The 24363-nt window shown below is 69.5% G+C and carries 24 protein-coding genes; 6 read left to right on the top strand and 18 right to left on the bottom strand.

Annotation, left to right across the window (positions count from 1 at the left end; genetic code table 11):
- Positions 1-154 precede the first annotated feature (154 nt).
- Positions 155-1867, top strand: a complete 1713-nt coding sequence (locus tag ACIBI9_RS57505; RefSeq protein WP_397235891.1) for a SpoIIE family protein phosphatase — start codon at positions 155-157, stop codon at positions 1865-1867.
- A gap of 236 nt (positions 1868-2103) precedes the next feature.
- On the opposite strand, the gene ACIBI9_RS57500 is transcribed toward ACIBI9_RS57505, so the two are convergent.
- On the bottom strand, positions 2104-2475 hold the full coding sequence (locus tag ACIBI9_RS57500; RefSeq protein WP_397235985.1) for a VOC family protein: 372 nt from the start codon (positions 2473-2475) through the stop codon (positions 2104-2106).
- Positions 2476-2810: 335 nt separating this feature from the next.
- On the opposite strand from ACIBI9_RS57500, the gene ACIBI9_RS57495 reads away from it, so the two are divergent.
- On the top strand, positions 2811-3518 hold the full coding sequence (locus ACIBI9_RS57495) for an SDR family NAD(P)-dependent oxidoreductase (protein ID WP_397235890.1): 708 nt from the start codon (positions 2811-2813) through the stop codon (positions 3516-3518).
- A 444-nt stretch (positions 3519-3962) separates the two neighbouring features.
- Here ACIBI9_RS57495 and ACIBI9_RS57490 read toward each other — a convergent pair whose 3' ends face one another.
- A complete protein-coding gene (locus ACIBI9_RS57490) occupies positions 3963-4295 on the bottom strand; it encodes a YnfA family protein (protein ID WP_397235889.1) in 333 nt (110 codons plus the stop codon).
- Positions 4296-4547: 252 nt separating this feature from the next.
- Between ACIBI9_RS57490 and ACIBI9_RS57485 the strand changes: the two genes are divergently transcribed.
- The gene (locus tag ACIBI9_RS57485) at positions 4548-5204 is read left to right on the top strand and encodes a DUF402 domain-containing protein (protein WP_397235888.1); all 657 of its coding nucleotides are present in this window, start codon (positions 4548-4550) and stop codon (positions 5202-5204) included.
- A gap of 519 nt (positions 5205-5723) precedes the next feature.
- On the opposite strand, the gene ACIBI9_RS57480 is transcribed toward ACIBI9_RS57485, so the two are convergent.
- Together ACIBI9_RS57480 and ACIBI9_RS57475 are read right to left on the bottom strand one after the other, a co-directional pair.
- Positions 5724-8447 carry a DUF6493 family protein gene (locus tag ACIBI9_RS57480; RefSeq protein ID WP_397235887.1) on the bottom strand — a complete coding sequence of 908 codons (2724 nt, stop codon included), beginning with the start codon at positions 8445-8447 and terminating at the stop codon, positions 5724-5726.
- 631 nt (positions 8448-9078) lie between these two features.
- Positions 9079-9738, bottom strand: coding sequence for a helix-turn-helix domain-containing protein (locus tag ACIBI9_RS57475; protein ID WP_397235886.1), 660 nt, complete (start codon positions 9736-9738; stop codon positions 9079-9081).
- A 198-nt stretch (positions 9739-9936) separates the two neighbouring features.
- Between ACIBI9_RS57475 and ACIBI9_RS57470 the strand changes: the two genes are divergently transcribed.
- Entirely contained in the window at positions 9937-11121 is a 1185-nt protein-coding gene (locus ACIBI9_RS57470; RefSeq protein ID WP_397235885.1) for a serine hydrolase domain-containing protein, read from the top strand.
- A gap of 177 nt (positions 11122-11298) precedes the next feature.
- Here ACIBI9_RS57470 and ACIBI9_RS57465 read toward each other — a convergent pair whose 3' ends face one another.
- The 12 genes from ACIBI9_RS57465 to ACIBI9_RS57410 all read right to left on the bottom strand — a co-directional run bounded on the left by ACIBI9_RS57465 (position 11299) and on the right by ACIBI9_RS57410 (position 21114).
- Positions 11299-12108, bottom strand: coding sequence for a MerR family transcriptional regulator (locus tag ACIBI9_RS57465; protein ID WP_397235983.1), 810 nt, complete (start codon positions 12106-12108; stop codon positions 11299-11301).
- Between the two features lie 12 nt (positions 12109-12120).
- Entirely contained in the window at positions 12121-12366 is a 246-nt protein-coding gene (locus tag ACIBI9_RS57460) for a hypothetical protein (RefSeq protein WP_397235884.1), read from the bottom strand.
- Positions 12367-12730: 364 nt separating this feature from the next.
- The gene (locus ACIBI9_RS57455; RefSeq protein ID WP_397235883.1) at positions 12731-12982 is read right to left on the bottom strand and encodes a helix-turn-helix domain-containing protein; all 252 of its coding nucleotides are present in this window, start codon (positions 12980-12982) and stop codon (positions 12731-12733) included.
- A 66-nt stretch (positions 12983-13048) separates the two neighbouring features.
- The gene (locus ACIBI9_RS57450; RefSeq protein ID WP_397235882.1) at positions 13049-14053 is read right to left on the bottom strand and encodes a tyrosine-type recombinase/integrase; all 1005 of its coding nucleotides are present in this window, start codon (positions 14051-14053) and stop codon (positions 13049-13051) included.
- A gap of 125 nt (positions 14054-14178) precedes the next feature.
- Positions 14179-15708 carry a UDP-N-acetylglucosamine 1-carboxyvinyltransferase gene (locus tag ACIBI9_RS57445; RefSeq protein WP_185075398.1) on the bottom strand — a complete coding sequence of 510 codons (1530 nt, stop codon included), beginning with the start codon at positions 15706-15708 and terminating at the stop codon, positions 14179-14181.
- Between the two features lie 16 nt (positions 15709-15724).
- On the bottom strand, positions 15725-17428 hold the full coding sequence (locus ACIBI9_RS57440) for an enoyl-CoA hydratase-related protein (RefSeq protein ID WP_397235881.1): 1704 nt from the start codon (positions 17426-17428) through the stop codon (positions 15725-15727).
- Between the two features lie 497 nt (positions 17429-17925).
- The gene (locus ACIBI9_RS57435; protein WP_397235880.1) at positions 17926-18180 is read right to left on the bottom strand and encodes a hypothetical protein; all 255 of its coding nucleotides are present in this window, start codon (positions 18178-18180) and stop codon (positions 17926-17928) included.
- Positions 18181-18847: 667 nt separating this feature from the next.
- Positions 18848-19222, bottom strand: a complete 375-nt coding sequence (locus ACIBI9_RS57430; protein ID WP_397235879.1) for a nuclear transport factor 2 family protein — start codon at positions 19220-19222, stop codon at positions 18848-18850.
- A gap of 104 nt (positions 19223-19326) precedes the next feature.
- On the bottom strand, positions 19327-19623 hold the full coding sequence (locus tag ACIBI9_RS57425; protein WP_397235878.1) for a DUF952 domain-containing protein: 297 nt from the start codon (positions 19621-19623) through the stop codon (positions 19327-19329).
- A complete protein-coding gene (locus tag ACIBI9_RS57420) occupies positions 19611-20165 on the bottom strand; it encodes a GNAT family N-acetyltransferase (RefSeq protein ID WP_397235877.1) in 555 nt (184 codons plus the stop codon). The genes ACIBI9_RS57425 and ACIBI9_RS57420 overlap by 13 nt, the downstream gene beginning before the upstream one ends.
- 20 nt (positions 20166-20185) lie before the next feature.
- Positions 20186-20794 (bottom strand): TetR/AcrR family transcriptional regulator, encoded by a 609-nt coding sequence (locus tag ACIBI9_RS57415; RefSeq protein WP_397235876.1) that lies wholly within the window; start codon positions 20792-20794, stop codon positions 20186-20188.
- Positions 20791-21114, bottom strand: coding sequence for a DMT family transporter (locus tag ACIBI9_RS57410; protein ID WP_397235875.1), 324 nt, complete (start codon positions 21112-21114; stop codon positions 20791-20793). The genes ACIBI9_RS57415 and ACIBI9_RS57410 overlap by 4 nt, the downstream gene beginning before the upstream one ends.
- Positions 21115-21220: 106 nt before the next feature.
- Between ACIBI9_RS57410 and ACIBI9_RS57405 the strand changes: the two genes are divergently transcribed.
- The gene (locus tag ACIBI9_RS57405) at positions 21221-22198 is read left to right on the top strand and encodes a radical SAM protein (protein ID WP_397235874.1); all 978 of its coding nucleotides are present in this window, start codon (positions 21221-21223) and stop codon (positions 22196-22198) included.
- Positions 22199-22227: 29 nt separating this feature from the next.
- On the top strand, positions 22228-22605 hold the full coding sequence (locus ACIBI9_RS57400) for a hypothetical protein (RefSeq protein ID WP_397235873.1): 378 nt from the start codon (positions 22228-22230) through the stop codon (positions 22603-22605).
- A gap of 7 nt (positions 22606-22612) precedes the next feature.
- Here ACIBI9_RS57400 and ACIBI9_RS57395 read toward each other — a convergent pair whose 3' ends face one another.
- A complete protein-coding gene (locus ACIBI9_RS57395) occupies positions 22613-23134 on the bottom strand; it encodes a GNAT family N-acetyltransferase (protein WP_397235872.1) in 522 nt (173 codons plus the stop codon).
- Between the two features lies 1 nt (position 23135).
- Positions 23136-24344 carry an Ig-like domain-containing protein gene (locus tag ACIBI9_RS57390; RefSeq protein WP_397235871.1) on the bottom strand — a complete coding sequence of 403 codons (1209 nt, stop codon included), beginning with the start codon at positions 24342-24344 and terminating at the stop codon, positions 23136-23138.
- Between the last annotated feature and the right edge of the window lie 19 nt (positions 24345-24363).

Genomic DNA, 24363 nt, shown 5'->3' with positions numbered 1-24363 from the left:
CCTCCGGCTCACCCGGCCCCGGTCGCCCGCCGGCCGGGGCCGGCCCATGCCCGCGGTCGGATCCCGAGTGGCGACGCTTGCCGGGCATCTGCCGCGTTCCTCTAGGCTGCCTGTGGCGAGACGGGTCACCGGCACCAGGGAAGGAGCGCCGTCCATGAACGTGCCAGCCGGCGATGCCAGGGCGTCGCGGCCGGTGGACGGCACGCGGCTGCGCCGGCTGCCCGACCTCTCCGACGCGGGGGCGTACGTGGTCGACGACCGCGGTCGGATCGTGGAGGTCAGCGCCCAGGCCGAACGGCTGCTGGGGCGTACCGCCGAGGAACTGCAGGGCCGAGACGCCCACGACCTGCTGCACCGGGGCAAGTACGGCGAGCCCCTGCCGCGCAGCCGCTGCGCGATGCGGCAGCCCCTCATCGTCGGCGGCAGCGCACAGGGCGAAGGGGAATGGTTCGAGCGCGGCGACGGCCTGCTGATATGCGTCGCCTGGATGGTCACCCCCTGCCGGCTCGACGAGGGCGGCACGGGAGCGCTGGTGCTCTTCCACGAGACCCCCTCATCCGCGCCGGCCCCGCACGAGACGGCCGGCGCCGCGGCCTCGATGTCGCAACTCGACCGGCTGGCCCTGCTCGCGGAGACGACCACGACGCTCACCGCCAGCCTGGACGTGGACGAGACGCTGCGCCAGCTCGTACGCCTGGTCCTGCCGCTGCTGGCCGACTGGGTGGTGGTCGACCTGCTCACCGAGGAGGGCGGAGTGTCGCGCGCCGCCGTCGCCCACTTCGAGGGCGGTCTCCTGAGGTATCGGGACGACCTGGAGGGGCCGATGCCGCCCGTTCCCCAGGAGTCGCCGATGCCCCTGTCGCGGGCGCTGCGCGGAGTCACCGCCACGCTCGTGAGCCCGGAAACCTACCAAGGGCTTCCCGACTCGGGCATCGCGGTCGCCCAGCAGGAGCTGTTCCGGGTGACGGGCATGCACTCGGCGTGCATCGCGCCGATCCGCGGCGTACGGGACGTGGTCGGGGCCCTGACGCTGGGACGTTCCGGGCAGCCGGCGGCGTTCACGACCGCCGACCTGCTGCTGGTGGAGGACATCGCCCGCCGGGCGGGCCTGGCGCTGGACAACGCCCGCCTGTACGAGCGGCAACGGCGGGTCGCCGAGACCATGCAGCGCCACCTGCTGCCCCAGCTGCCGTCGGTGCCCGGGCTGGAGATGAGCGCCTCCTACCGGCCCGCGCCGCACGCCTCACAGGTCGGCGGCGACTGGTACGACTCCTTCGTCCTGCCCGACGGCGCCACGGCCCTGGTGATCGGCGACGTGGTCGGCCACGACCTGGACGCCGCCGCCGGCATGGCGCAGGTCTGCAACATGCTGCGCGCTTACGCCGGCGCGGGCCAGGATCCGCCCAGCGTCATCGTGGACCGGCTCGACCAGGCGGTGGCCCGCATGGCCCAGACCACGATGGCCACCGCCGTCCTCGCCCGGCTGGAGCACCGCGACGACGGCGGATGGCGGCTGCGCTGGACCAACGCGGGCCACCCGCCGCCGCTGCTGGTGGAGCGGGACGGGCGGACCCGCTTCCTGGAGGAGGGACACGAACTGCTCCTGGGCACCGGCATCCCCACCGTACGCGTCGACGCCACCGCCGACCTGCCGCCTCTCTCCACGCTGGTGCTCTACACCGACGGCCTGATCGAGTCCCCGACCCGGTCGCTGGACGAAGGAATGTCCCGGTTGAGCCGGTACGCCGCGTCGCTGGCCCACCGGCCCGTCGCCTCGCTGGGCGACGTGCTCATCGACGGCGTCCGCCCGGCGGACAACGACGACGACGTCGCCCTGCTCACGGTGCGCATCCCGGACCACCCCTGAGACGCAGACGGCTCGTCTGAATCTCCGGGACGGCCGCAGGTTCATGGGAGCACGCTCCGCACACCGGGCGCTCCCTGGCCCTGGATCTCACCCTCGCCCTGTCGGAGGATCGGCGTCGTAACATCGTCCGCACGATCAACAACGACCTGGACGCCGCCGGGTGGGCGGTCGGCGCCGCATGGTCGACAACGACAAACGCGCCGCGATCCTGGCCCGCCGCCGGTGCGGGCCGACGCTCAGCTCAGGCGGCGTCGCAGGAGGCAGAATTCGTTGCCTTCGGGGTCGGTCAGGACGTGCCAGGACTCCTCGCCGGTCTGGCCGATGTCGGCTGGGCGCGCCCCGAGCTTCAGGAGGCGTTCGAGTTCGGCGTCCTGATCGCGGTCGGTGGCGTTGACGTCGAAGTGCAGCCGCGGCTTGCTCGCCGCTGGCTCGGTAGTGTGGATGAAGATCAGAGTCGGCTGCAATCCGCCGAACCCTTCCGGCGGTCCGATCTCCACCACGCCGTCTTCGGTGTCGAGCACACTGAAGCCCAGCACCTCGCACCAGAACGCCGCCAGCCGTTGCGGATCCCGGCACTTGATCACCAGCTCGGAAATGCGACAAGCCATGATCGGCACCCTACGGGCATCAACCGCACGCCGCCAATCCTTAACGGCCCGGCTCGGCGCCTTTGCGGCGGCGCAGCACCGGCCGCCCGCCCTCCAGCAGCAGATCGGTGTATCCAGGACGCCCTGAACCGCGTTCAGCCTGCGGCGCCTTGCTGCCGCATTCCGGCCGCCCTCTGGAGCCTGGGCCTATCAGGTGCGAGACAACAGGTCCTGGCCAAAGCCCCCTTGACCTTTGACTTCTCTCCGCCCAGACGCCTAGGTCGCAATAGTCGACCGGTCGGCTATCTAGGCGACCGGTCGCGACATTCCACCCCATCCCGGAGAGAAGGGTCATCATGAGCACTCAGAAGGTCGCAGTCATCACTGGCGGCTCGCAAGGCATCGGCGCCGGTCTCGTCGACGCCTACCGCAAGCTCGGTTACGCCGTCGTCGCCACCTCCCGGTCCATCGCCACCTCCCACGACGCGGGCATCCTGACCGTCCAGGGCGACATCGCCGACCGTGCCACCGCCGAACGTGTCATCACCGCCGGCGTGGAGCGGTTCGGCCGCATCGACACCCTGGTCAACAACGCCGGAATCTTCGTCGCCAAGCCCTTCACCGATTACACCCAGGGCGACTACGCCGCCGTGACCGGTGTGAACCTCGCCGGTTTCTTCCGCATCACCCAACTGGCCGTCGAGCGGATGCTCACCCAGGGCGGCGGTCACATCGTCAACGTCACCACGAGCCTGGTCGACAACGCCGACGCCAGAGTCCCCTCCGTCCTGGCCTCGCTGACCAAGGGCGGACTGCAGTCCGCCACCAAGTCCCTCGCCATCAAGTACGCCACTCGCGGCATCCGCGTCAACGCCGTCTCGCCCGGCACCATCAAGACGCCCATGCACTCCGAGGAGACCCACGAGGTTCTCGCCGGCCTGCACCCGGTCGGCCGGATGGGTGAGCCGAGCGACATCGTCGACGCGGTGATCTACCTGGAGAACGCCCCGTTCGTCACCGGCAAGATTCTCCACGTCGACGGCGGCATGAGCGCGGGCCACTGAGGGACAACGGCGACATGACCGACATCTCACGGGCTGTGACCCGGCAACCCTGCGATCCGATACGAAGGCAGAACACAGCATGCGTAACACCACCCTGGGCGCCCACGGACCGCAGGTCGGCGTCATCGGCCTGGGCGCCATGGGGATGAGCTTCATGTACGACATCGCGGCCCCCGCGACGAGACCACGTCCGTCTTCGTCATACACCAGGCCCTCGACCTGGGCTTGACCTTGATCGACACCCCCGACGTCTACGCCCCTGCACCAACGAGGAACTCCTCGGACGGGCCCTGACCGGCCGCCGCGACCGCGCCGTGCTCGCCGCCAAGGTCGGCCGGAACGCGGGCGCCGCACACGTCCAGCTGTCTCCAGCCGATCTCGCCGCCCTCGACACCGTCCCGGCCCCGTCGGCGCCCGGTACTGACCGTCCCGCGCCTGGGCCCGTCAGCCACGGGGCGCATACATGATCACCAAGACGCCCGCCAGGCACACCAGCGCCCCGACGACATCCCACCGATCCGGCCGGAACCCATCGGCCACCACACCCCACAGCAGCGACCCCACCACGAACACCCCGCCGTACGCGGCCAGAATCCGCCCAAAATGCGCATCCGGCTGCAGCGTGGCCACGAACCCGTACAGGCCCAGCGCGATCACCCCAGCGCCCGCCCACACCAGCCCACGCTGCTCCCGCACCCCCTGCCACACCAGCCACGCCCCGCCGATCTCGAACAGGGCCGCCAACGCGAACAACACCAGCGAACGCACCACACTCATGCCCGCCATTGCACCAGCCCCCACCCGCACCACGCACACAGGCTCAGGCGAACCACGCATCAACCCTCCGCCCGCCCGCCGTCTCCGCGATGGCCGACGGCTCGACGAAGAACCGCGAGAAGGAACTCGCACGAACCGCCGCACCGCGGGATCCTGCGACACCTCGTACGCCCAAGGGACGCATCTCCGCGCTCACCCGCTCCACAACCAAGATCGTGACAGACCTTCCCCGGACCCGACATGATCGAGCGCATGACAGCCGACGGGAACAACCGCTTCCACGAGGGCGCCACGGCGGTGCGCCGCCACGTCTGGAACGGCAAGGTCTGGACGGCCGCGCCGTACCGGGTCCTCCAGGACACCGACGACTACCTCGTGGTGGCCGGCTGGCCAGGGCTGAAGAGCCTCGCCTCGACCACCTGGATCACGTCCTTCCTGAACGGCGGCAGCCGCCGCGACAAGACCATCGACGAACTGGCCTCAGGCCGGTGGGAACTCGGCTGGTGGACCTGGCAGGGCACCATCGTGCGCAGCTGGTACGGCATCGACAAACACTTCACCGTCCGCCAGTTCTTCGACCCCGACCACCGGCCACTGACCTGGTACATCGACTTCGACCTGCCCAAACAGCGCACCCGCCTGGGCATCGACACCTTCGTCCTCCTGCTCGACCTCATCGTCGAACCCGACCTGTCCCGACACCAATGGAAGGACGAAGACGAATACCGGCACGGCAGACGGCTCGGGCTCATCGACGACGAAGTGCACCGGCACGTCACCGCGGCCCGCGACGAGGTCGTCGGTCTCATCGAGACCCGCCAGGGCCCCTTCGCCTGCGACTGGTCGCCTCCCGCCCACGAGCTGTGGCAGACGCCGACGCTTCCCGACGACGCCCTCGAAACCCTCTAGCCCCCCGAAAGGCCCCGGCGGGAGGACCACGCTGCGGCTGAGGCCTTCCCCAATCGGTAGGCAGCTGGTCGAGGGACAGGACGTAGGCGGAGCCACCGAGCAGCGGAGGCCGCCCGGCCTCGACGGCGGTGATGACGGCGGCGTCCGCCCCGCGCACGGGGACGCCTGGGCGCCGTAGGCCCAGCACACCACCGCCCGCACCCGACGCCGGGGGAGAACTTTCTGGTCAGCGGCTTCCTAGGACGCACCGACCCAGCCTCGGACCCTGACAGGCATCAACCCACGGGCAGCATGGAGGCATGGCACGCAACGCGGATCTCAGCGAACTCCGGCGCCGCTGCCGTGCCCGGCTCACCATCGAGGTCGCATGACAGGGCTTCAACGCTCTCATGGCCGCGAGAACCACGTCGTCGGTGGCGACCGCGCCACCAGACGCACCGCCCTGATCAACCGGGTACTGCCAGAACCCGACAAGGCCGCCAGCCAGGCACGCCTCACCCGACCCCACGGCTGAGCCAATCAGCCGGAGATAGCCCCGTACAGGTGTCTCGCCTCGTGCAGCACCAGGCTCGACCCCTTGCGCGCCGCCATCTCCGCCAGCCCGAAGATCTCGCCTTTCGCACCCGCAAGCACAGCCGCCCGCGCGGCGACCCCCAGCAACTCGCCCAGCCCGGCGCGCGGCCGCTCACCGGGGCCGGGCAGCAGCAGCGGCAGCGCCACCGCGAGCGCCCGCCACACCTCGGCATGCGCGCCCGCCGCCGCCAGGTCGCCCAGCGCCACGGTGATCCGCTTGAGCGTGACGAACTCGTGCCGGATCAGCTCCGCGACCGTCCACCCGAGCTCGGCTGCAGGGAACTGCCCGCGTGCGGCCAGCGTCAGCGCCGCCTCGGCCGCCGCCGCCCGCTGCGCGTCCCGCCGGTGCGCCAGACCGCCCGCGATCGCCACCGCGGTGGCGGCGCCCACGGGCCCTTCGCCATGGGCCAGGGCCGCCAGCGCCGCCATCCTGAAATCGTTCGAGGCAGACAGCCAGGGCATGCAGCGCACCAGCCAGCCGGCGACGATCTCGCGGTGCGAGGGCATGATCAGCGGCCACCACACGGCGTCGCGCCGGTAGGAGAGATAGGTGTGCCGCGGGCTGATGACCCACAGCTCCTCCAGCCAGGCGGGCAGCCCCGCAGGCGGCACGACCTTCACCCGAAACCGGGAGGACCCGGCGCGCAGGCCGTAGCCCGTGCGCTCCTCCTGGTGCAGCTCGCAGTCCACGGAAGGGTCGGGCCACCCGCCGTCTCGCAACCAGGCCGCCAGCGCCCGGCCCGCCTGCGACGGCAGCTTGTCCGCCCGTACGAGCAACTCGGGGTCGATGTGCCGGGGCAGCCGCAGCAGCGCCTGCTCGAAGTCGGCCGCAAGCGGCTCGGTGTCCTGCAGCAGCTCCATCCGCCCCACCAGGGTCGCGGCGTCGACGTGGCCGGTGGACGCGGTCGGCGTCGCCAGCAGCCCGGGAAGCGTCCGCCCGCCTTCCAAGAGCGCGATCACCTCCTCCAGGCGGCGCCGGAGCAGACGCTGGGGCGGCCAGTCGCTGGAGGCGTGGTACGCGTTCGTCTCGGCCAGCGACGTGCTCAGCCGACGGCTCTCCTTCGGCGCCACCACAGCCAGCGCGCAACGCGCCAGCAGAGTGTGGACGCCGCGTTCGTGGGCGTTGCGGTCGAACACGTACACGTCCGGGTCGTCCGCCTGCGGCCGGCTCTCCTGCCACCACGGCCGCAGCGCCGCCACCATGCCGGCACGGTCGCGGTGGGTCAGCTCGACGATCCCGGCCAGCACGCGCTCGCACCGCTGCGGCTCCTCCGACCAGCCCAGCGCCCGCAGCTGCGCGACCAGCTCGGCCGGCGAGGCGAACGGCGGCGCGAGGGCGGGCAGCTCCGGCGCGCGCAGGACGGCGGCGACCGGCTGCTGCGGCTCCGCCGAGGTGATCGCGCCGTAGGCGGCGGCCACGCGCTCACGCAGGTCGGCGGGCAGCCGCGCCGCAGCCTCGCAGACCGCCTCCCGGCCGGCGTCGTCCGCGTGCGGGACCAGCTTGACCGCCAGCCGCACCGCGCGTTCCCGCAACGCAGGAGTGTCGACGTCGAACAGAGTGGCCAGCGCGGGCACCCCGCTGCCGCTCCTCGGCGCGGGCGTCCGCGCCAGCCACTGTACGGCTGACTGCAGGAGCTTCTTCTCCGGCCGGTACACCAGCGACCCCACGGCCTCGGCGAACAGCTCCTCCTCCAGCAGCCCCGCGCTCTCGGCCCGCTGCAGCTCCTCCAGCGCGAGCTGCGCCAGCCCAGGGGCGGCCGCCGGCAGCAGGCGGACGAACTCCAGGACCGGGATCTCCTCCGGCTCCGGCCGCAACAGCCGCCAAAGCCGTACGAACGGGGCGATCTCCTCGGCCGGGCCGCCGGCCAGGAACCGGCCGGCACAACCGTCGATCAACGTCCCGCGAGGCACCCTGCCCTCACCGGCCAGCACGGCCAGCTCGCCGAGAACGCTCCGGCCCACGTCCCGGCTCTCGTCCCGGCTCTCGTCCCGGCTCTCGTCCCGGCTCTCGTCCCGGCTCTCGTCCCGGCTCTCGTCCCGGCTCTCGTCCCGGCTCTCGTCCACGGCCAGCGGGCCGGCCACGCCCTGCGCCTGGAACAGGCGCGGCAGCAGGGGAGCGAGCAGCGGATCGCCGTCGAGGCGACGACCGTCCCTGTGCCGCCGCAGGACCAGCCGCCAGACCCACCCGACGACGAAGGCGTCGTCGTCCGGCGGCTCGATGCCCGTCTCCGACATCAGCGCGGCGGCCAGGTCCCAGCCGGGCATGCCCTGGCCGCGCCGCCACCTGCTGCCGGTGGGCGGCCGCAGCCGCTTCACCAACCGGACGGCCAGGTCACGCCGCCACTCCACGGGGCGGCGCCGCAGCAGGAACATCAGGCGCTCGGCGTCCCGCTCGGGGTCGCGCACCCGGCGCAGCTCCCTACGGTTCAGCCAGGCCGCCACCTGCTCAGCCCCGGCGAAGCAGGCCGCCCCCGCCAGCCGGAATCCGGGCGCCAGACCCTCGATCTCCCACCGGGTCTGGAACCCGCCGCGCAGCTCCTCTGCCAGGTGACCTGGCAGCTGCATGGCGACCGCCCGCCGGCCCAGGTCGCTCAGCCCGTCCAGGAACCTCGCCAGGTCCTCTTCGTCACCCTCCTCGATACGGTCGAGGACCTCCTGCCAGGGATTCATGCGGGCACCTCGTGCCACCGGGCGCCGCAGGCCGTCGCGATCCGGCGGGCCCGCCACAAACAAGCGATCATGACGCGGACCCTAACCGCCGACTCCGACAATCCGGCCGCGTAACCGGATGAGCTTGCGCTGACCGGTCGTGTGGTCCAGGCCGTCGATGGTGAGACAGTCCAGCGTCGAGTGCTTCGCGGATTTGGCACGGTCGGCGTTCCGCATCGTTGGCGGCCGAGCCAGCCGTCCGGGCGCTGGGGGATGGGTGCGGCCGGGTGTGGTTGCCTCCGAAGGCTGCGAGGGCTGTGGGCCGTTTCCATGAACTCGTGGGCATTGACGATGTCAGTGTCGGCAACGCGGTGGAGCAAGGTGCTTGGGCCGGGTTGGACGTGGCGCATGGCGGTGCGGGGGTTCTTGTGGAAGGTCTTGCCCATGATGAGCTGCGGTGGTGCTTCGGCCTCGCCGAGGTGGGTGGCGCAGCTGGTGCAGGCCAAGTCCGGCGTGGTACCGGATAACGTGCTGGAGTGCGCATCGACATGCGAGCGGACGCCCCGTTCGTGTCGCACCTCGCCGATCGCCCATGTACGTGTGTGGAGCCCGTGATTAAGGTCGGCTTCTCAGGTGGTTGGGCTGAGTCCCATCACGTCAGGAGAGGGCGCCAGCGGTCGGCCGACTCGATCATGTCCAGGCTGACGCGTTCCAGGAACGCCGCCGTCTTGGCCAGCCGTTCTCCCACGGGGCTGTCGAGCCCGAAGGTCTCGGCCGCCGCCATCGTGGCCCGCACTGTCTCGAGGGTCTGCCGCCTGCTGATCACGATGGAGCGGTACCAGGCGTCGTTGTCGATCACGTAGATGTCGCGACGGCGCTGCGGATCGCGCTCGCGCCGGGCATACCCCTGCTCGACCAGGTAGTTCACGGCCACGGAGACGGAGGCTGGGCTGACGTTCAGCCTGCGGGTCAGCTCGGCGGCGGTGCGCCTGCCGTCCTTGGACAGCATCAGATCGTGGTGCACGCGCGCGGCCGTCCTCGGCATCCCCGCTCTGACCGCCATCTCGATGATCTCCTGTTCCATCGTGGCGCCCGGCGGTGTGGCCGCGTGTGACGGTGCCGGTGTGCCGCGCCGTGCCCGCCGGGTCGTCGCTTCGTGCGCCTGCTGTGGCCGGTAGCCGGCGAAGCCGCCGTTGCGTGCGATCTCCCGGGTGATCGTCGAGGTCGGCCGGTCGAGCCGCCGGGCGATCTCGCGGTAGGAGAGTCCGGCGGAGAGCCCGGCCGCGATGCGCTGGCGGTCCTGCTGGGTCAATCGTCTCCCTGGCATGCCGACAGTGTTGCCTTAGCCGCCATTCATTGCAACATGGTGTTGCTTTCGGCCGCAGCGTCATTGCGCCAATTTACTGCCGTTTACCAGGGAAAACGTCCATCTGCAGATTGACGAGCATCTGAATGCAACGTAGCTTTCGAGCTGCACGAAACACGTACTATCGCGAAGCGAGGAATGGTCATGGGTGAACTTCTCAACACCATCAAGAGCACCAGGAGTGAGGCCGCTGCCGGGCAGGATCGCCCGGAACTGCAGAAGGCCATCCAGGAGTTCGTCGAAGCCGGTTTCGCCGGGATGCAGATGCGCGTGCACGATGAGCGGGGCGAGTGGGTCGGCAGCGCCGGAGTACGCAAGCTGGAGGAGGATGCGAAGCCGCCCACGAACGGGCGGTTCCGGATGGGCAGCACCACCAAGACCTTCACCGCGACCCTGGTGCTGCAACTGGTGGCCGACGGCGAGATCGGGCTGGACAGCCCGGCGGACGACTACCTGCCCCAGTTCGGCTTGGACCGGCGGATCACGGTGCGGATGCTGCTGCAGCACACCAGCGGGGTGTTCAACCACACCGGCGAGCTCGACCCCGACGGGACGTTCGTGCCGGGAATCCCCTCGGTGGGCCAGGAGTGGGTGGACAACCGGTTCCACACCTACCGGCCGGAGGAACTGGTGCGGTTCGCGTTGTCCAAGCCGGCGCGCTTCGAGCCGGGCACGGACCAGAGCTACTCCAACACCAACTACACGCTGGCCCTACTGCTGATCGAAAAGGTCGCCGGCCGCTCCTACGCCGAGGAGATGCAGCGGCGCATCCTGGGGCCGCTCGGGCTGCGCGACACTGTGGTCCCGGGCGCCCAGACGGAGATCCCCGCGCCGCACGCCCACGGCTACTACCGGTACGAGCACGCCGGCCAGTGGAAGGTCGTCGACGTCACCCGCCAGAACCCCTCCCTCCTGCCCGGCACCGGAGACATGATCTCGACCACCCGGGATCTCCACACGTTCATCTCCGCACTGATGGGCGGCAAGCTCCTGCCGGCCCCGCTGCTGGCCGAGATGCGCAAGCCGCACGGAAAGCTCGGCTACGGCCTCGGGCTGTTCGTACAGGACCTGAGCCCCGACTGCGGCGGCACCGTCTTCCACCACAACGGCAGCACCCTGGGTTACGGGGCGCTGATGTACAGCACGCCCGACGGCAGCAAGACCCTGACCGCCTCACTGACCAGCGGGGACGCCGCAATCGACCTGATGCAGATGTTCCCGAAGGCGTTGGAGAAGCTCGTGAAGGAGGTGTTCTGCGGCGGGGACGCCGGAGTGGCTGACAAGGCCACCCAGCCTGGTCAGGCGGCCGTCGACGGTCACCACTCTTGACCAGGTCATAGGCGCGGACCTGGCTGGTGGACAGCGACCCGGTCACCCGGGGCCATGTCGTCCCAGTGGCCGACGGCGGCGGGGATGGAGCCGCGGGGCAGCCGCAGGCTGTTGAAGACCTCCCGGCGCGCGTCCCGGGGGTCAGGCCGACCTCGGCTCGCGGGGCCTCGCCCACCGTCACCGAGACACCGCGGTGTCTCCCCGCCCTGCTCCGGGCGGCGGGTCCACGCGCTCGAGCCGGGTCCAGCCCGTCCAGCCGCGCTCCTTCAGCAGCTCGATCAGCCGGCGGGCCGGCGGTGCGGTGTCGAACGCCAGATCGTCCATCAACTGGACGAACGGCGGCTCGACGCCGGCCACGTCGACGTAGTCCTCGCCCTGCTCGTCGGCCATCCGCGTGATGTAGGCGGCCAGCTTGTCGGCCAGCTCGACCAGCCTCGGATCGCCGGCGCTCCAGTCGAGAGCCCGGCCGAGGGTGAGATAGAAGTCGACGAGCCGCGGGTCGGCGATCTGCTCCCGCTTGCGCGCCACCCACTCCGCGACCCGGTCGGGGGAGTGCGCGACCAGCGGGATCCAGCCGTCACGCTCGACCTCCACGATCCGCTCGTCCACCCCGAGCGCCCGCAACCGCTCCAGAAACTCGACCACCTCCGGCGGCAGCACCAGATGGTCCCCGGCGGCCAGCCGGGCGATCCGCTCCCGCAGCCGCTGCCGCTCCCGGATCTCCGCCCGCAGCCGCCGGTCGATGTCCGCCACCGCCGCGGCGAACTCCTCCTCATCGGCCCGCAGCAGCTCCCGCACCCGCGCCAGCGGAACCCCGGCCCCGGCGAGGGTCCGGATCTTGATCAGTTCGACCACGGCGCCGGCGTCGTACCTGCGATAGCCGGAGCGGTCCCGCTCCGGCTCCGGCAGCAGCCCCTTGGCGTGATAGTGCCGCACCGCGCGCACCGTCACCCCGGCATACGACGCCAGCTCCCCGATGGTCAGCATCACACCAGTCTCCTAGCTCGCGGCGCGGACCCGGTAGAGGCGCCGCGACCACAGACAGTCGGTCAACCCGACCGCCGCTCGATACCCGCCCGCGCGCCGGTCAGCGGCACCCACCAGGTCGAACCGCTCCGGCAGCCGCCCGACCACGCCCTCGGCACGGCGCCGGTCAAGGCGCCCGAGATCGACCATCGGCCGTGGATTCTCCCGCCCGGTCGGCGACCCGTCGACAGCCGAGATCATCCCGACGGACGCACGCACCCGCTCAGCCTCGCGGCGCACGCCGTACCCGGCGACCCGGGCCTGCCCGGTGTACGTGGACAGGGATCCAGGCCACAGTGATCTCGTTGGGCCCGCGCAGGGTGTGGACGGTGTCCGCGGGGACGGGTCAGCTCGACTCCGGCGACCACCGCGAGGTCGCCGTACGCCTCCACCTCGATCGCACGGGTTTTCGTGGTCATGCCGACCATGCTGAGCGATTGACCCTGCGTCAGGGTCAATCGCCGCGGCCGCAGGACTTCCGTCCAAGGAGACGGCTGGTCGGCCCGATGCGCCGTAGCCCTCACCGCCGGGCATGCGGAAGCGGCGGGGGAGAGCACCGCCACCTTCCCCGCAGGCCCGCGGGTCAGGTGGGGGCGGGAGTGGAGCGCGTGGCCAGGTGGTCGAGCGAGATGTCGAGCACGTCGGCCAGGGCGGCGATCGTGAAGAACGCCGGCGTCGCGATCCGGCCGGTCTCGATCTTGCGAAGGGTCTCGGCCGACATCCCCGCCGCAGCGGCGACCTCGACGATGCTGCGCTCGCCACGGGCCCGGCGCAGCACCAAGCCGAGCTGCTCGCCACGGAGCCGCTCCTCGGGGGTCAGCGGAGGTCGTACCATGACACCCACTCTATACCCAGGGATACAAATACCGGTATAGTTATCCCGGCAGGGCGCCCCCGGACCTCAGCGGCCGCGCAACAGCGGATGAGCACGCATCGCCACCTCCAGCTCACCCGGCAGCTCATCCCGATACCGCCCCAACGTCGACAGATCACTGTGCCCCAGCACCCGCCGCACCGCATCCATGTCCACCGCATCGGCCAGCAAATGCGTCGCCGTCGTATGCCGCAACCCATGCGGCGTCACCGAACGCTGCTGATCAGGATCCACCCGCCGCTGCACCCGATCGATCACCGCCTGCACGTCCCCCCGCGCCAGCCGCCGCCCCCGCCACGACAACAGCAACGCCTTCTCCGCCACCGCCGGCCGCCCCCGCGCCAGATACTCCTGCAACACCCCCGCCACATCATCCGGCAACGGCACATCCCGCGTACGCCCGCCCTTGCCGAAGATCCGCCAATACCGCACCCCGTCGTTGGTGAAGAAATCCTCCACATTCGCCCGCACCAACTCCGACACCCGCGGCCCCACCGTCGCCAGCAACAACACGATCACCGCATCACGCAACTCCGTACGCTGATCACGCCGCTTGCCCTCCGGCGGGGGAGCGTCCCCCAACGTCTGCGCCGCCCCGATCAACCCCTGCGCCTGCTCCCGCGTCAACGCCCGCCGCTGCGGCCGCAACCCCCCACGCTCCTTCGACGTCACCGTCGAAGCCGTCATCGGATTGATCTGCACCCACCCCGCCAGCGTCGCATGCTTGAACAACGCCGAGATCGAGCGCCGAAAACGCGCCTGCGACGACGGCGACTGCCCCCCACTCGGAGAACGCAGCCGCCCATCCGGCCGACGGGCGAACGCCAGCAGCAGCGCATCCACATCCGCGCCCGTCAGATCGTCCAGCACCACATCCGCGCCGGCCAACTCCACCAGCGTCGCCACATCCCGCGCATACACCTCCGCCGTCGACGGCGACAACGCCCCCGTCACCGTCCGCGCCCGCACCAGCTCCACATAGCGGTCACCCGCCTCCGCCACCGTCAACCGGTCGAGCTCCGCAGGCCGCACCGGCCACCCCTTCCCTCGCGCCACGAAGAACCAAGCACGACGGTAGCGGCCGGCACCGACAGAAACACAAGCCCCAGAGCGGGCGCCTCCCCACCGGCAGAAACGCCCGCCCCAGGACCGGAGCCCTAGATGTCGCGGAACGTCTCGATCCGCGCCCCCAAAGCGTTCAGCCGCTCCGCCAGATCCTCATACCCGCGATTGATCACGTACACGTTCCGCAACACCGACGTGCCCTCCGCCGCCATCATCGCCAGCAGCACCACCACCGCCGGCCGCAACGCCGGCGGGCACATCATCTCCGCGCTGCGCCACCGCGTCGGCCCCTCCACCAGCACCCGATGCGGATCCAGCAGCTTCACCGACGCCCCCAGCCGCGTCAGCTCCGTCAGATAGATCGCCCGATTGTCGTAGACCCAGTCATGGATCAACGTCGACCCCTGCGCCGAGGCCGCGATCGCCGCGAAGAACGGCACATTGTCGATGTTCAGCCCCGGGAACGGCATCGGATGGATCTTGTCGATGGGGGAGACCAGCTTCGACGGCCGCACCGTCAGATCCACCAGCCGCGTACGACCGTTGGCCGCCGCGTACTCCCGCCCCCGATCACAATCGAGGCCCATCTCCTCGAGCACCGCCAGCTCGATCTCCAGGAACTCCACCGGCACCCGGCAGATCGTCAGCTCCGACGACGTCACCACCGCCGCCGCCAGCAGACTCATCGCCTCCACCGGATCCTCAGAGGGGGAGTAGTCGACATCCCGCTCGATGTCCGGCAGCCCGTGCACCGTCAACGTCGTCGTCCCCACCCCCTCCACCCGCACCCCGAGCTGCTCCAGGAAGAAGCACAGATCCTGCACCATGTAGTTGGAGGAGGCGTTACGGATCACCGTCACCCCGTCGTGCCGCGCCGCCGCCAGCAGCGCGTTCTCCGTCACCGTGTCACCCCGCTCGGTCAACACGATCGGCCGCGACGGCGCCGCCCCCCGATCCACCCGCGCGTGATAGAAGCCGCCCGTCGCCGTGATGTCCAGCCCGAAATGCTTCAGCGCCGACATGTGCGGCTGCACCGTACGCGTCCCCAGATCACAGCCCCCCGCATAAGGGATCTGGAACTGCTCCGTACGGTGCATCAACGGCCCCAGGAACATGATCACGCTCCTGGTACGGCGCGCCGCCTCCGTGTCCATCGCCTCCAGCTCCAGCCGAGCCGGAGGAACGATCTCCAGATCGCTGCCCTCGTTGATCCACCGGGCCCGCACCCCGATCGAGGCCAGCACCTCCAGGATCCGGTAGACCTCCTCGATCCGCGCCACCTTGCGCAGGATCGTCCGCCCCGAGTTCAGCAACGACGCGCACAACAACGCCACGCACGCGTTCTTCGACGTCTTGACATCGATGCTGCCCGACAGCCGCCGGCCACCCACCACCCGCAGATGCATCGGCCCCGCATACCCCAGCGAGACGATCTCACTGTCGAGCGCCTCACCGATCCGGGCGATCATCTCAAGACTGATGTTCTGGTTGCCGCGCTCGATCCTGTTGACCGCACTCTGCGACGTCGCCAGAGCATCCGCCAGCTGCAGCTGCGTCCAACCACGGTGCTGGCGCGCATCCCGGATCAACCGGCCGATCCGTACAAGGTAATCATCTGACACAACACGAGACCATATCTCACATATGAGATGCCCCAGCCCCAGCAGGCGCCGACGCGCCGGACAACTCACTCTGACGCACCAAATGCTCAGGAGTCGCCTGAGCCCTCACCTTATGCACGAACCCCCGCCGCGCCGCCCGGAACTCATGCCGATCATCGAACATGTCCCGGCTCATCTCCGCCAGCTCCTCAGCCCGGTACGCGTCCAACGGCCTACGCCGCTCATCCACCTCCCGAGCCTGCCGCCGACCGGCAAGCAGCCGATCATAACCCGGATCCACCGCCAACCGCTCCGCGTACTCCAGCACCCGCCGCTCGAACTCCAACCGCGAACCACCCAACATCCGATCCGCCAACCCCAACTCCACCGCCTCCGCAGCACCCACCGGCAACGCCTGCCGCGTCAACCGCCGCGCCGTCTCCGCCCCCACCCGCCGCGGCAACACATACGTCCAGAACTCACTCCCGAACAACCCCATCGTCCGATAATGCGGATTCAGCACCACCGAATCCCGGATGATCACCCGATCCGCACCCAGACCCATCATCACCCCACCCGCACCCGCATTCCCCCCGATCGACGTCACCACCAGCTGACTCGTACACCCCACAATCTCCCGGCACACCCCGTTGATCGCATTGATGTTCATCCACGCCTCCAACTCCGGATGACGCGCCGCCTCGATCACATTCAGATGAATACCGTTGGAGAACGTCTCCCCACCCCGCACCACCAACACCTTCGTGTCCTGCGCCACCGCATACCGCAACGCCGACGCCAACCGCCGACACTGATCCGACGACATCGCCCCGTTGTAGAAGTCGAAACTCACCACCCCCACACCATCACTACGGTCATACGTGATCTCGCTGTACCCCGACCGCTCCGGCGCCGAAGCCACCCGCTCACCCAACGCCAACGCAGCCGGAAGCTTGATCGCCCCCTCCTGCTCCAACCGCACATGCCCCACCCACACCGAACCATCACCGGTGTTCACCAGCACAGCACCCTCACGCCGCGCCGCCACCTCACCCGGCCGCCCCCCAAGCTCCGGACCCCGATACACGTCGAACACCCGCACCGGCACATCACACAACACCGACCGCCCACCAGGCGCACCATCAGCCGCCCGCACCCGCCGAACGATCTCCTCCGTCGACTCCTCCCACGAAAACTCCCGATCAGAGTGCCGCATCGCCCGCCGCAACCGCCCCCGCACCTCCGGCGACCGGTAATCCAACGGCGCCGGCGCAAACGACGGATCCGCCGCCCTGGCCGCCACCTCCACCACCAACTCCACCGCCGCATCCGCCACCGGCCCGTTGTACAACGCCGACTTACGCGGCGCCTCCGACGGCATCGCAAAAGTCCGATAACCCCAGATCGGACCCGCGTCCATCTCCTCAACCGCCTGCAACGCCGTCACCCCCCACTCGGGCTCGGCCTCCAAAATCGCCCAATCCAGCGACGACGGCCCCCGGTCCCCAGGAGGACCCGGATGAATGATCACCGTACGATGCGCCTGCCACAGCTGCTCAGGCACCCGCTCCTTCAAGAACGGGCAGATCACCAGATCCGGCTTGGCCAGCTCGGCCGCATCCACCATCGCCTGCTCCGACACGGCCAGCTCGACGCCGACGTCATGACCGGCCCGGCGCAACTCCAGCCAGCAACGCTGGGTCAGGCCGTTGAACGAGGAGCACAGCAGCAAGATACGCAACGGGGGACTTCTTTCCAGGCAAGGGGAACGACACGGAGTTCAAGGGCGGGGGACTGCTCAGCGGGAGGGGCGTTCCCTTCGGCCCCATGCATTTAAGACAGTCCCATATGGCCCATACATGCCTTTGATGCTGACACGGATCGTCCACTGCTGGTGACAGTTCTCCGCAAAAACCCGCTCTGACCAGCCCTAATTGACCCACTTTGCCCGAAAGATCCACCTGTGGCGGGAGCGCGACCGTACGTGACACCCGAACCGAAACCCCTATCCCGGAGCTCCAGCTTGGGGGAGCGGTCGCCAAAACGCGGCGCAGCAATCTCGCGGGCCGCCCCGCCTCGAGGTCATCCCCGCGACCGTCGGCAGGAGCGGACGCGGGGATGACGCGACCTGGCGCTAACGCCCTTTAAGTGCCGTTTGCTGCTTTATCTCCCATACCAAACAGAATTCAGCTTCTGTTCGGTATGGGATGAAAAGTCGAGTTCAGGGCCGGGAGGGGGTCAGAGGCGCTTGACGAAGCGCGCGGCGGCCCGCTGGCTCATGCCGGTCTCGCCGCGTACGAAGAACACGGCTTCCTGCATCTGACCGAGGGCCTTGAGCTCGCGAGCTTGATCAACCATGTCCATGCTGACGCCGGGCCGGTTGCGCGGGTTCCTGGTGAGCCGGGCGGCCAGGATGATCAGCCAGATGGCCAGGGCGGTGATCACGCCTGTGAGTGCGACGAGACCGGGGGTTGTGATCTCCAGGGCGGACATGTTAAGGCGTCTGCCCGTGCTCGGACGGTTCATGCCAGTTGCTTGATAATGAACATTATGTCAAGTAACCGCTTTCGGGAGGGGTCCTCCGCTCCCCTCGGCGGGTGGGGCCGGTGGGCCTGATGGGATTTTTTTCCCGGCTGTGCGGCGGGGTGCCGGGCGGTGTGGCGGGGGCTGGTTTCGGGGGTTGAGCGGGGGTTTCGTGTTCTCGCGCGGTGGTGTGGCGGGCTCCCCTGGGCGCTTACGGAGAGTTTGACGTTCTGTTGATTCGCTGTCCTTGGCGCGAGGTGTGGTTTTAAGGTGGAAGTCCTGCTATTCGCGCCGCGAGAGGAGCAGCACGTGGGGAGCCAGTCGGTGTTATGCCCGGTGTGTCAGGGGGTCGTGCCCGCGACGGGTAAGGAGGCATACACGCCGCTGCGGGGGCGCCTCATTCTGACGAACGGTTACTGCGCGGGTGGGTGCGCGGAGCGGCGTGCTGAGGAGCAGGTCCAGCAGCAGACGCAGCAGATGGTGCGTCCGGAGCCGGTTGTGGCGCCGGTGGGGCCTGTGCAGGTGGCGCCTGCGATGCCGGTGCGGACGCCGCTGCGGGTGGTGCGCTGATCTTTTCGGCGGGTTTGTCCCGTACGGGGGTGCGGGTGGCCGGTTGGCGGGCCGGGTGTGGTCGGGGTTATTGGTGGCCGTCGGTGGTGTGCCAGTAGTCGCGGGTCTCGGTGGCGAGGCCGTCGGGGTCGAAGCGGGCGAAGACGCAGCCTGCGAGGGTGATGGGGCGGCCGTTGTCGTGGGCGTGGACCCGGAATTCGATGGCGGCCGTGTCGCCGTCGACGATGGGGTCGGCGAAGGTGACGCGGGGGTCGGTTTCGCCGGTGAAGGACCATTGGATGTAGTCGGCGATGGCTTGTTTGCCCTGGTGTGGGGGTCGGAAGGGCATGCTGGTGTGGACGGCGTCGTCGCGGTAGAGGGTGATGATGGCGGCGCTGTCGTGGTGGGTCCAGCCGTGTTGCCAGGTGTCGGCGAATCGTTGGGCGGCGGTTCGGGTGTCCATGGTGCCCATTGTGGGGGCGGCCGGGGTGCGCGGGTGGGGGTTTGGGTTTGTGCGGGGTTGAGGTGGGTGGCCGCTCCCCCGTGGTGCTCGGCTCCCCTGTGGTGTCACCAGGGGCGTACGGCGGTTACGGCGGTGATGGGCAGGGGCCCGTACAGGTGGGGGAAGCCGTTTTCGAGGCGGACGTCGAGGCCGGTGGGGTCGATGTCGAGGATGAGCAGGGGTTGGGTGACGTGGGCGTAGAAGGTGGTGTGGACGCCGCGTAGCTGGGCCAGGTCTCGGCTGCAGTGAATAAAGCCGATTTCGTCGAGGGTGTGGCCGAGGGTGGAGATGCGGTACTCCCCCGCTTTCTGTGCGGTTTCCCAGTCGGTGCGCAGGGCGAGGTGGTGGATCATGGGGTCCATTCGGCGTGGAGGATGGCGTAGATGGTTTCGCTGGTCCATTCGCCTTTGACGTATTCGTTGTCGATGAGGGTGGCTTCGCGGCGCATGTGGAGTTTTTCCAGGACGCGGGCGGAGGCGGTGTTGCGGGCGTCGAGGCGGCCGGTGATGCGGTGCAGGCCGAGGTCGTCGAAGCCGAGGCGGAGCATTTCGCGGGCGGCTTCGGGGGCGTAGCCGTGGCCGTGGTGGTCGGGGTGGAGGATGTAGCCGATTTCGCCTTGGCGGTGTTGTCTGCTGGTCCAGATGAGCAGGGTTTGGCCGATGAGTTGGCCGGTGTGGCGCAGGGTGATGGCCAGGTCGATGGCGTCGCCTTCGTCGTGGAGGGCGGTGCGGGTGGCCCTTTTGTCGAGGAAGGTTTTGGCGGTGTCGCGGTCGCGGGGTTCCCAGTAGAGGTAGCGGGCGACGTCGGGGCGGGATTCGTAGGCGTGGACGGCGTCGAGGTCGTCGGGGGTGAAGGGGCGCAGCAGGAGGCGGTCGGTGGTGATCGGGTAGTGGGGTTTGAGCACGGAGGAAGTGTAGGGAGGGGTCAGGGGGGCGGCAATGCGTTTTCGGCGGTTTTGACGGCGAGGGTGAGGAGGGTGCGGGCTTCGTCGAGGGGGCGTTGCTCGACGACCTGTTCGAGCCAGAGGGCGCTGAGGGTGGTGTAGAGGAGGCGGACGCGGGTGTCTGTGGCGGGGAGGTGGAGGGTGTCGGCGATGATGCGGATGCAGCCGTCGGACCAGCGGCGGGCGATCTGCTGGAGGGCGGGGTCGCGGCCGGCGTGGACGTAGAGCTCCCAGAGGCCGAGTTGGCGGGCGCGGTCGGCGGTGGCGATCTGGTCGGTGAGGGCGGTGAGGCCGTGGTCGGTGATCCAGGTGCGGGTGGTGGTGAGTTCGGTTTCGACGAGTTGGGCGAAGGCTTCGGCGAGGAGTTGGTCGCGGGAGGCGAAGTAGTAGGTGGTGGCGGCGAGGGGGAGGTTGGCGTGGTGGGCGACGGCGCGGTGGGTGACGGCGGCGAAGCCGCCTTGGGTGAGGAGGTCGACGGCGGCGGTCAGGAGGGTGGCGCGGCGGCGGCGTCCGCGGGCTTGGGTGGGTGTGGCGGGTGGGTGGGGGTGGTGCCGCTCCCCTGTCGTGTGGTCGTCTGGGTGCGGGTTCAATGGCCACCTGCGAGGTTGAGGACTACGACGCCGCCGATGATGAGCAGGATACCGCCGATCTTGAGTGGGGTGAGGGTCTCCCCCATGAAGGCGGCGCCGATGAGGGCGATGGCGGCGGTGCCGGCGCCGGACCAGACGGCGTAGGCGGTGCCCATGTCGAGGTGGTGTTTGAGGGCTTGGGACAGGAGGGTGAAGGAGGTGATGTAGCCGGCGGCGACGGTGATGGTCCAGCCGAGGTGGGTGAGGCCGTTGCTGAGTTTGAGTGCGGTGGTGGCGAGGACTTCGGTGGTGATGGCGAGGGCGAGCAGGAGCCAGGGCATGGGGGTCCCCAGACTGAAGTGGTACGTGCGTGCCAGTTTAGTCTGGGTGCCGGATCCGGTCAGGTGGCGGGTGTGGTTGTGCGGAACTGCTTGAAAAGGCTGTCGAATGCGTGTTCCATTGGTGGATGTGGGTTGGGACGCGCTTGCGCTTGTCGACGAGGCCGCTGATGAGCGTCCGCTGATCGAGCGGCGTGCGGTGGTGCGTGACGGTTTTTACGAGTTGCAGGCCCGCACGATGATCGAGCGGGTGCCGCAGACCGCGGGCATCGCGCAGGGGTGGGCTGTCTCCCCCTACCGTGGCTGCGCGCATGCCTGCCGCGGTTGCGGTGCCCGTGCGGGTCATGGGCGGCTGGGGCTGGATGCGGGGCGTGATTTCGACACGCGGATCGTGGTGAAGCCGAACGCGGTGGCGAGGTTGCGGGCGGAGCTGGTGCGCTGGGACGGCCAGGAGCTGGCGGTGGGGGTCAGCGGCGACTGTTATCAGGCTGCTGAGGAGACGTATCGGCTGATGCCGGGGGTGATCGGGGCGCTGTCGCAGGCGGCGGTGCCGTTCACCGTTTACACCAAGAGCGCGCTGGTACTGCGTGATGCCGCTTTGCTGGCGCAGGCGGGGGCGCGGGTGGCGGTGTCGATCGCGTTCGTGGACGAGCGGATCCGGCGGGCGGTGGAGCCGGGGGCGCCGACCGCGCAGGCGCGGCTGGAGCTGGTGTCGGCGCTGGTGGAGGCCGGGGTGGAGTGCCGGGTGCTGATGGCGCCGGTGCTGCCGTTGCTCAGTGACGCGGCCGATCAGCTGGGTGCCACGGTGCGGCGGATCGCGGCGGCGGGGGCGCGGGCGGTGGAGCCGGTGGTGTTGCGGCTGCCGCCGGGGACGCGGTCGTGGTACGTGGAGTGGCTGGCGGAGGCGCATCCGCAGCTGGTGGAGCGTTATGAGGAGTTGTACGACCGGGCGGGGTTGCCTTCGCCGGATTATGAGCGGCGCATCACGGGGCAGATCGCGCAGTTGTGTCAGGTGTACGGGATGGGGTGCGGGGCGCCGGAGGCGGGGCCGAGGCGGCCGCAGGCGGCGCAGCTGGCGCTGGTTTAAGGCTCTGGTGGCGCCGGTAGGGTGCCGCTATGGACGAGCGGGTTGAGCGGTTGCTGGCGGGGTGCGCTCCTGCGGTGCGGGAGCTGGCGGTGGCGGCCGGGGCTCTGATCGAGGAGGTCGCGCCGGATGCGGTGGTGGAGGTGGACCCGTCGGCGCGGCTGATCGCGTACACGTTTCAGCCTGGCACGTACCGGGGTGTGGTGGCGGCGATCGCGTTGCACGGGGCGTACGTGAACATCATGTTCGGCCGGGGTGTGGAGCTGCTGGAGCATGACGGCGAGGGGTTGCTGGAGGGGACGGGCAAGACGGCGCGGCACATCAAGGTGCGGCGGGTGGCGGATGTGGCGCGTCCTGGGGTGCGGCGTCTGATCGCGGCGTCGGCGGCGCTGACGCCGCGATCAGGTTAGCGGCGGGTCAGATGCGGCGGTGCAGGAGCATGCCGGGCCACTCCCCCACGGTGAAGGGGGCGGTGCGGGTGAAGCCGCAGCTTTCGTAGTAGGCGACCAGGCGGCCGTCGTCGCCGGCGTAGCAGTCGACGCGCAGCAGGCCGACGCCGCGTTCGGCGGCTTCGGTGACGGCCCAGTCGAGCAGGGCGCGGCCGACGCCGTGGCCGTGGTAGCGGCGGTCGGTGACCAGGGCCTGGACGTAGAGTTCGGGTTCGGTGGCGGGGGCGACGTAGTCGTGGGCGCCGCCGACGACGATGCAGCCGGCGGGGTGGTCATCGAGTTCGGCGATGCGCATGCCGCCGAGTTCGAGCCAGCCGGTGATCTGGCGGGTGCGGCGTTCGTTGCCGGTGAAGGGGCTGCTGCCCCATTGGCCGGTGCGTCCTCGGGCGGTGAGCCAGGCGACGGCGCTGTCGAACATGCCCAAGACGATGGGGACGTCGCCGTCGCGGCCGTCGCGGATGCGCAGCAGGGTGTTGTTGGCGTGGGGCATGTCAGGCCTTGGTGTTCTTCAGGGCGCTGCCCTTCTTCCACTCTTTGAACGGCAGTTGCCAAAAGCCCCAGCCGTTGTTCCATTCGAGTTCGCGGGTGGTGCCGGTGATGTCGACGACGTCGCCGCGCTGGAAGTTGTCGTAGAACCATTTGGCCTGGTCGGGTCGGGCGTTGAGGCAGCCGTGGCTGACGTTGCGTACGCCTTGGGCCCAGACGTTGTCCTTGGCGTGGACGTATTCGCCGGAGTTGGAAATGCGGACGGCGTGGTCGATCATCACGTCGTAGTAGCCGGGGTCGCCCTTTTTGCGGCCTGGGGAGATCATGCGGACGGGGTTGCCGCGTTCCATGGTGAGGTGGATGCCGGAGGTGGTGGTGTATTCGCGGGTGGTGGCCATGCCGGCGCTGATTCGCATGGTTTGAACGCGTTTGCCGTCTTTGTAGACGTACATCATGTGCTTTTTGGTGTCGACCTTGCTGATCTGCTTGGCGCCGATCTTGAGGGTGGCGGTGTAGTCCTTGACCCCGTACAGGCCGTCGCCGCCCTTGATGCCGGTGATGCGGGCATTCAGGGTGACCTTCTGGTGGGCGGGCCAGTATTTGGCGGTGCGGTAGATGGCGACGGTGTCGTTGATCCAGCGCCAGGCGCCGGTGACGGGCTTTTCGGCCTCGACTTCCAGGGCGCGCTCGATGGCGGCCTTGCTGGTGACGGGCTGGTTGAAGGTGACGATGATGGGGGCGCCGACGCCGATGGTCTCGCCCTTGGCGTGGGGGGTCACGTCGGCGATCTGCAGGGCGCGTTCGGGTTTGGCGGTGGTGAACGTGCTGGTGGCGGTGGTGGCGCCGGCGGTGGCGTTGACGGTGTAGTCGGTGGAGGGCTTGAGTGCGGTCTTGGAGACCCACTTGGTCTTGTCGGTGTTGTACTTGCCCTCGATCTGTTCGCCCGAGGCCTCGACGGTGACGTTGTCGAGGGCGCCGCCGTCGGCGGTCACCACGATCTTCTTTTCGGGGTTGACCTTGCCGCTGCCTTCGGCGGGGCTGATCTTGACGGTGGGGGCTTGGGGGGTGGCGGTCGTGGTGGCCTCGGGCGCGCCCGCTCCCCCGCTGCCGCCGCCGGGGTTGGTGCCCGATGAGCATGAGGCCGTCAGTGCGGCTGCGGTGAGCAGCGCGACTGCGGTGGCGGGCTTCCTCCAAGCGGGCGTAACGTTCAACACTGTCCTTTCCCCCATGACA

The sequence above is a fragment of the Nonomuraea sp. NPDC050451 genome (assembly GCF_044458585.1).
The sequence above is the reverse complement of the archived record's forward strand: the minus strand, read 5'-3'. Positions and strand labels throughout refer to the sequence as shown.

Excerpts from the sequence above, each read along its gene's own strand:
- ACIBI9_RS57405 (WP_397235874.1), top strand. The coding sequence starts at position 21,221 with ATGCGTGTTCCATTGGTGGATGTGGGTTGGGACGCGCTTGCGCTTGTC.
- ACIBI9_RS57435 (WP_397235880.1), bottom strand. The coding sequence starts at position 18,180 with ATGTCCGCCCTGGAGATCACAACCCCCGGTCTCGTCGCACTCACAGGC.
- ACIBI9_RS57425 (WP_397235878.1), bottom strand. The coding sequence starts at position 19,623 with ATGGACCCCATGATCCACCACCTCGCCCTGCGCACCGACTGGGAAACC.
- ACIBI9_RS57395 (WP_397235872.1), bottom strand. The coding sequence starts at position 23,134 with ATGCCCCACGCCAACAACACCCTGCTGCGCATCCGCGACGGCCGCGAC.
- ACIBI9_RS57480 (WP_397235887.1), bottom strand. The coding sequence starts at position 8,447 with ATGAATCCCTGGCAGGAGGTCCTCGACCGTATCGAGGAGGGTGACGAA.
- ACIBI9_RS57465 (WP_397235983.1), bottom strand. The coding sequence starts at position 12,108 with ATGCTGACCATCGGGGAGCTGGCGTCGTATGCCGGGGTGACGGTGCGC.
- ACIBI9_RS57490 (WP_397235889.1), bottom strand. The coding sequence starts at position 4,295 with ATGAGTGTGGTGCGTTCGCTGGTGTTGTTCGCGTTGGCGGCCCTGTTC.
- ACIBI9_RS57400 (WP_397235873.1), top strand. The coding sequence starts at position 22,228 with ATGGACGAGCGGGTTGAGCGGTTGCTGGCGGGGTGCGCTCCTGCGGTG.
- ACIBI9_RS57485 (WP_397235888.1), top strand. The coding sequence starts at position 4,548 with ATGACAGCCGACGGGAACAACCGCTTCCACGAGGGCGCCACGGCGGTG.
- ACIBI9_RS57505 (WP_397235891.1), top strand. The coding sequence starts at position 155 with ATGAACGTGCCAGCCGGCGATGCCAGGGCGTCGCGGCCGGTGGACGGC.
- ACIBI9_RS57500 (WP_397235985.1), bottom strand. The coding sequence starts at position 2,475 with ATGGCTTGTCGCATTTCCGAGCTGGTGATCAAGTGCCGGGATCCGCAA.
- ACIBI9_RS57455 (WP_397235883.1), bottom strand. The coding sequence starts at position 12,982 with ATGGTACGACCTCCGCTGACCCCCGAGGAGCGGCTCCGTGGCGAGCAG.
- ACIBI9_RS57470 (WP_397235885.1), top strand. The coding sequence starts at position 9,937 with ATGGGTGAACTTCTCAACACCATCAAGAGCACCAGGAGTGAGGCCGCT.
- ACIBI9_RS57430 (WP_397235879.1), bottom strand. The coding sequence starts at position 19,222 with ATGGACACCCGAACCGCCGCCCAACGATTCGCCGACACCTGGCAACAC.
- ACIBI9_RS57410 (WP_397235875.1), bottom strand. The coding sequence starts at position 21,114 with ATGCCCTGGCTCCTGCTCGCCCTCGCCATCACCACCGAAGTCCTCGCC.
- ACIBI9_RS57495 (WP_397235890.1), top strand. The coding sequence starts at position 2,811 with ATGAGCACTCAGAAGGTCGCAGTCATCACTGGCGGCTCGCAAGGCATC.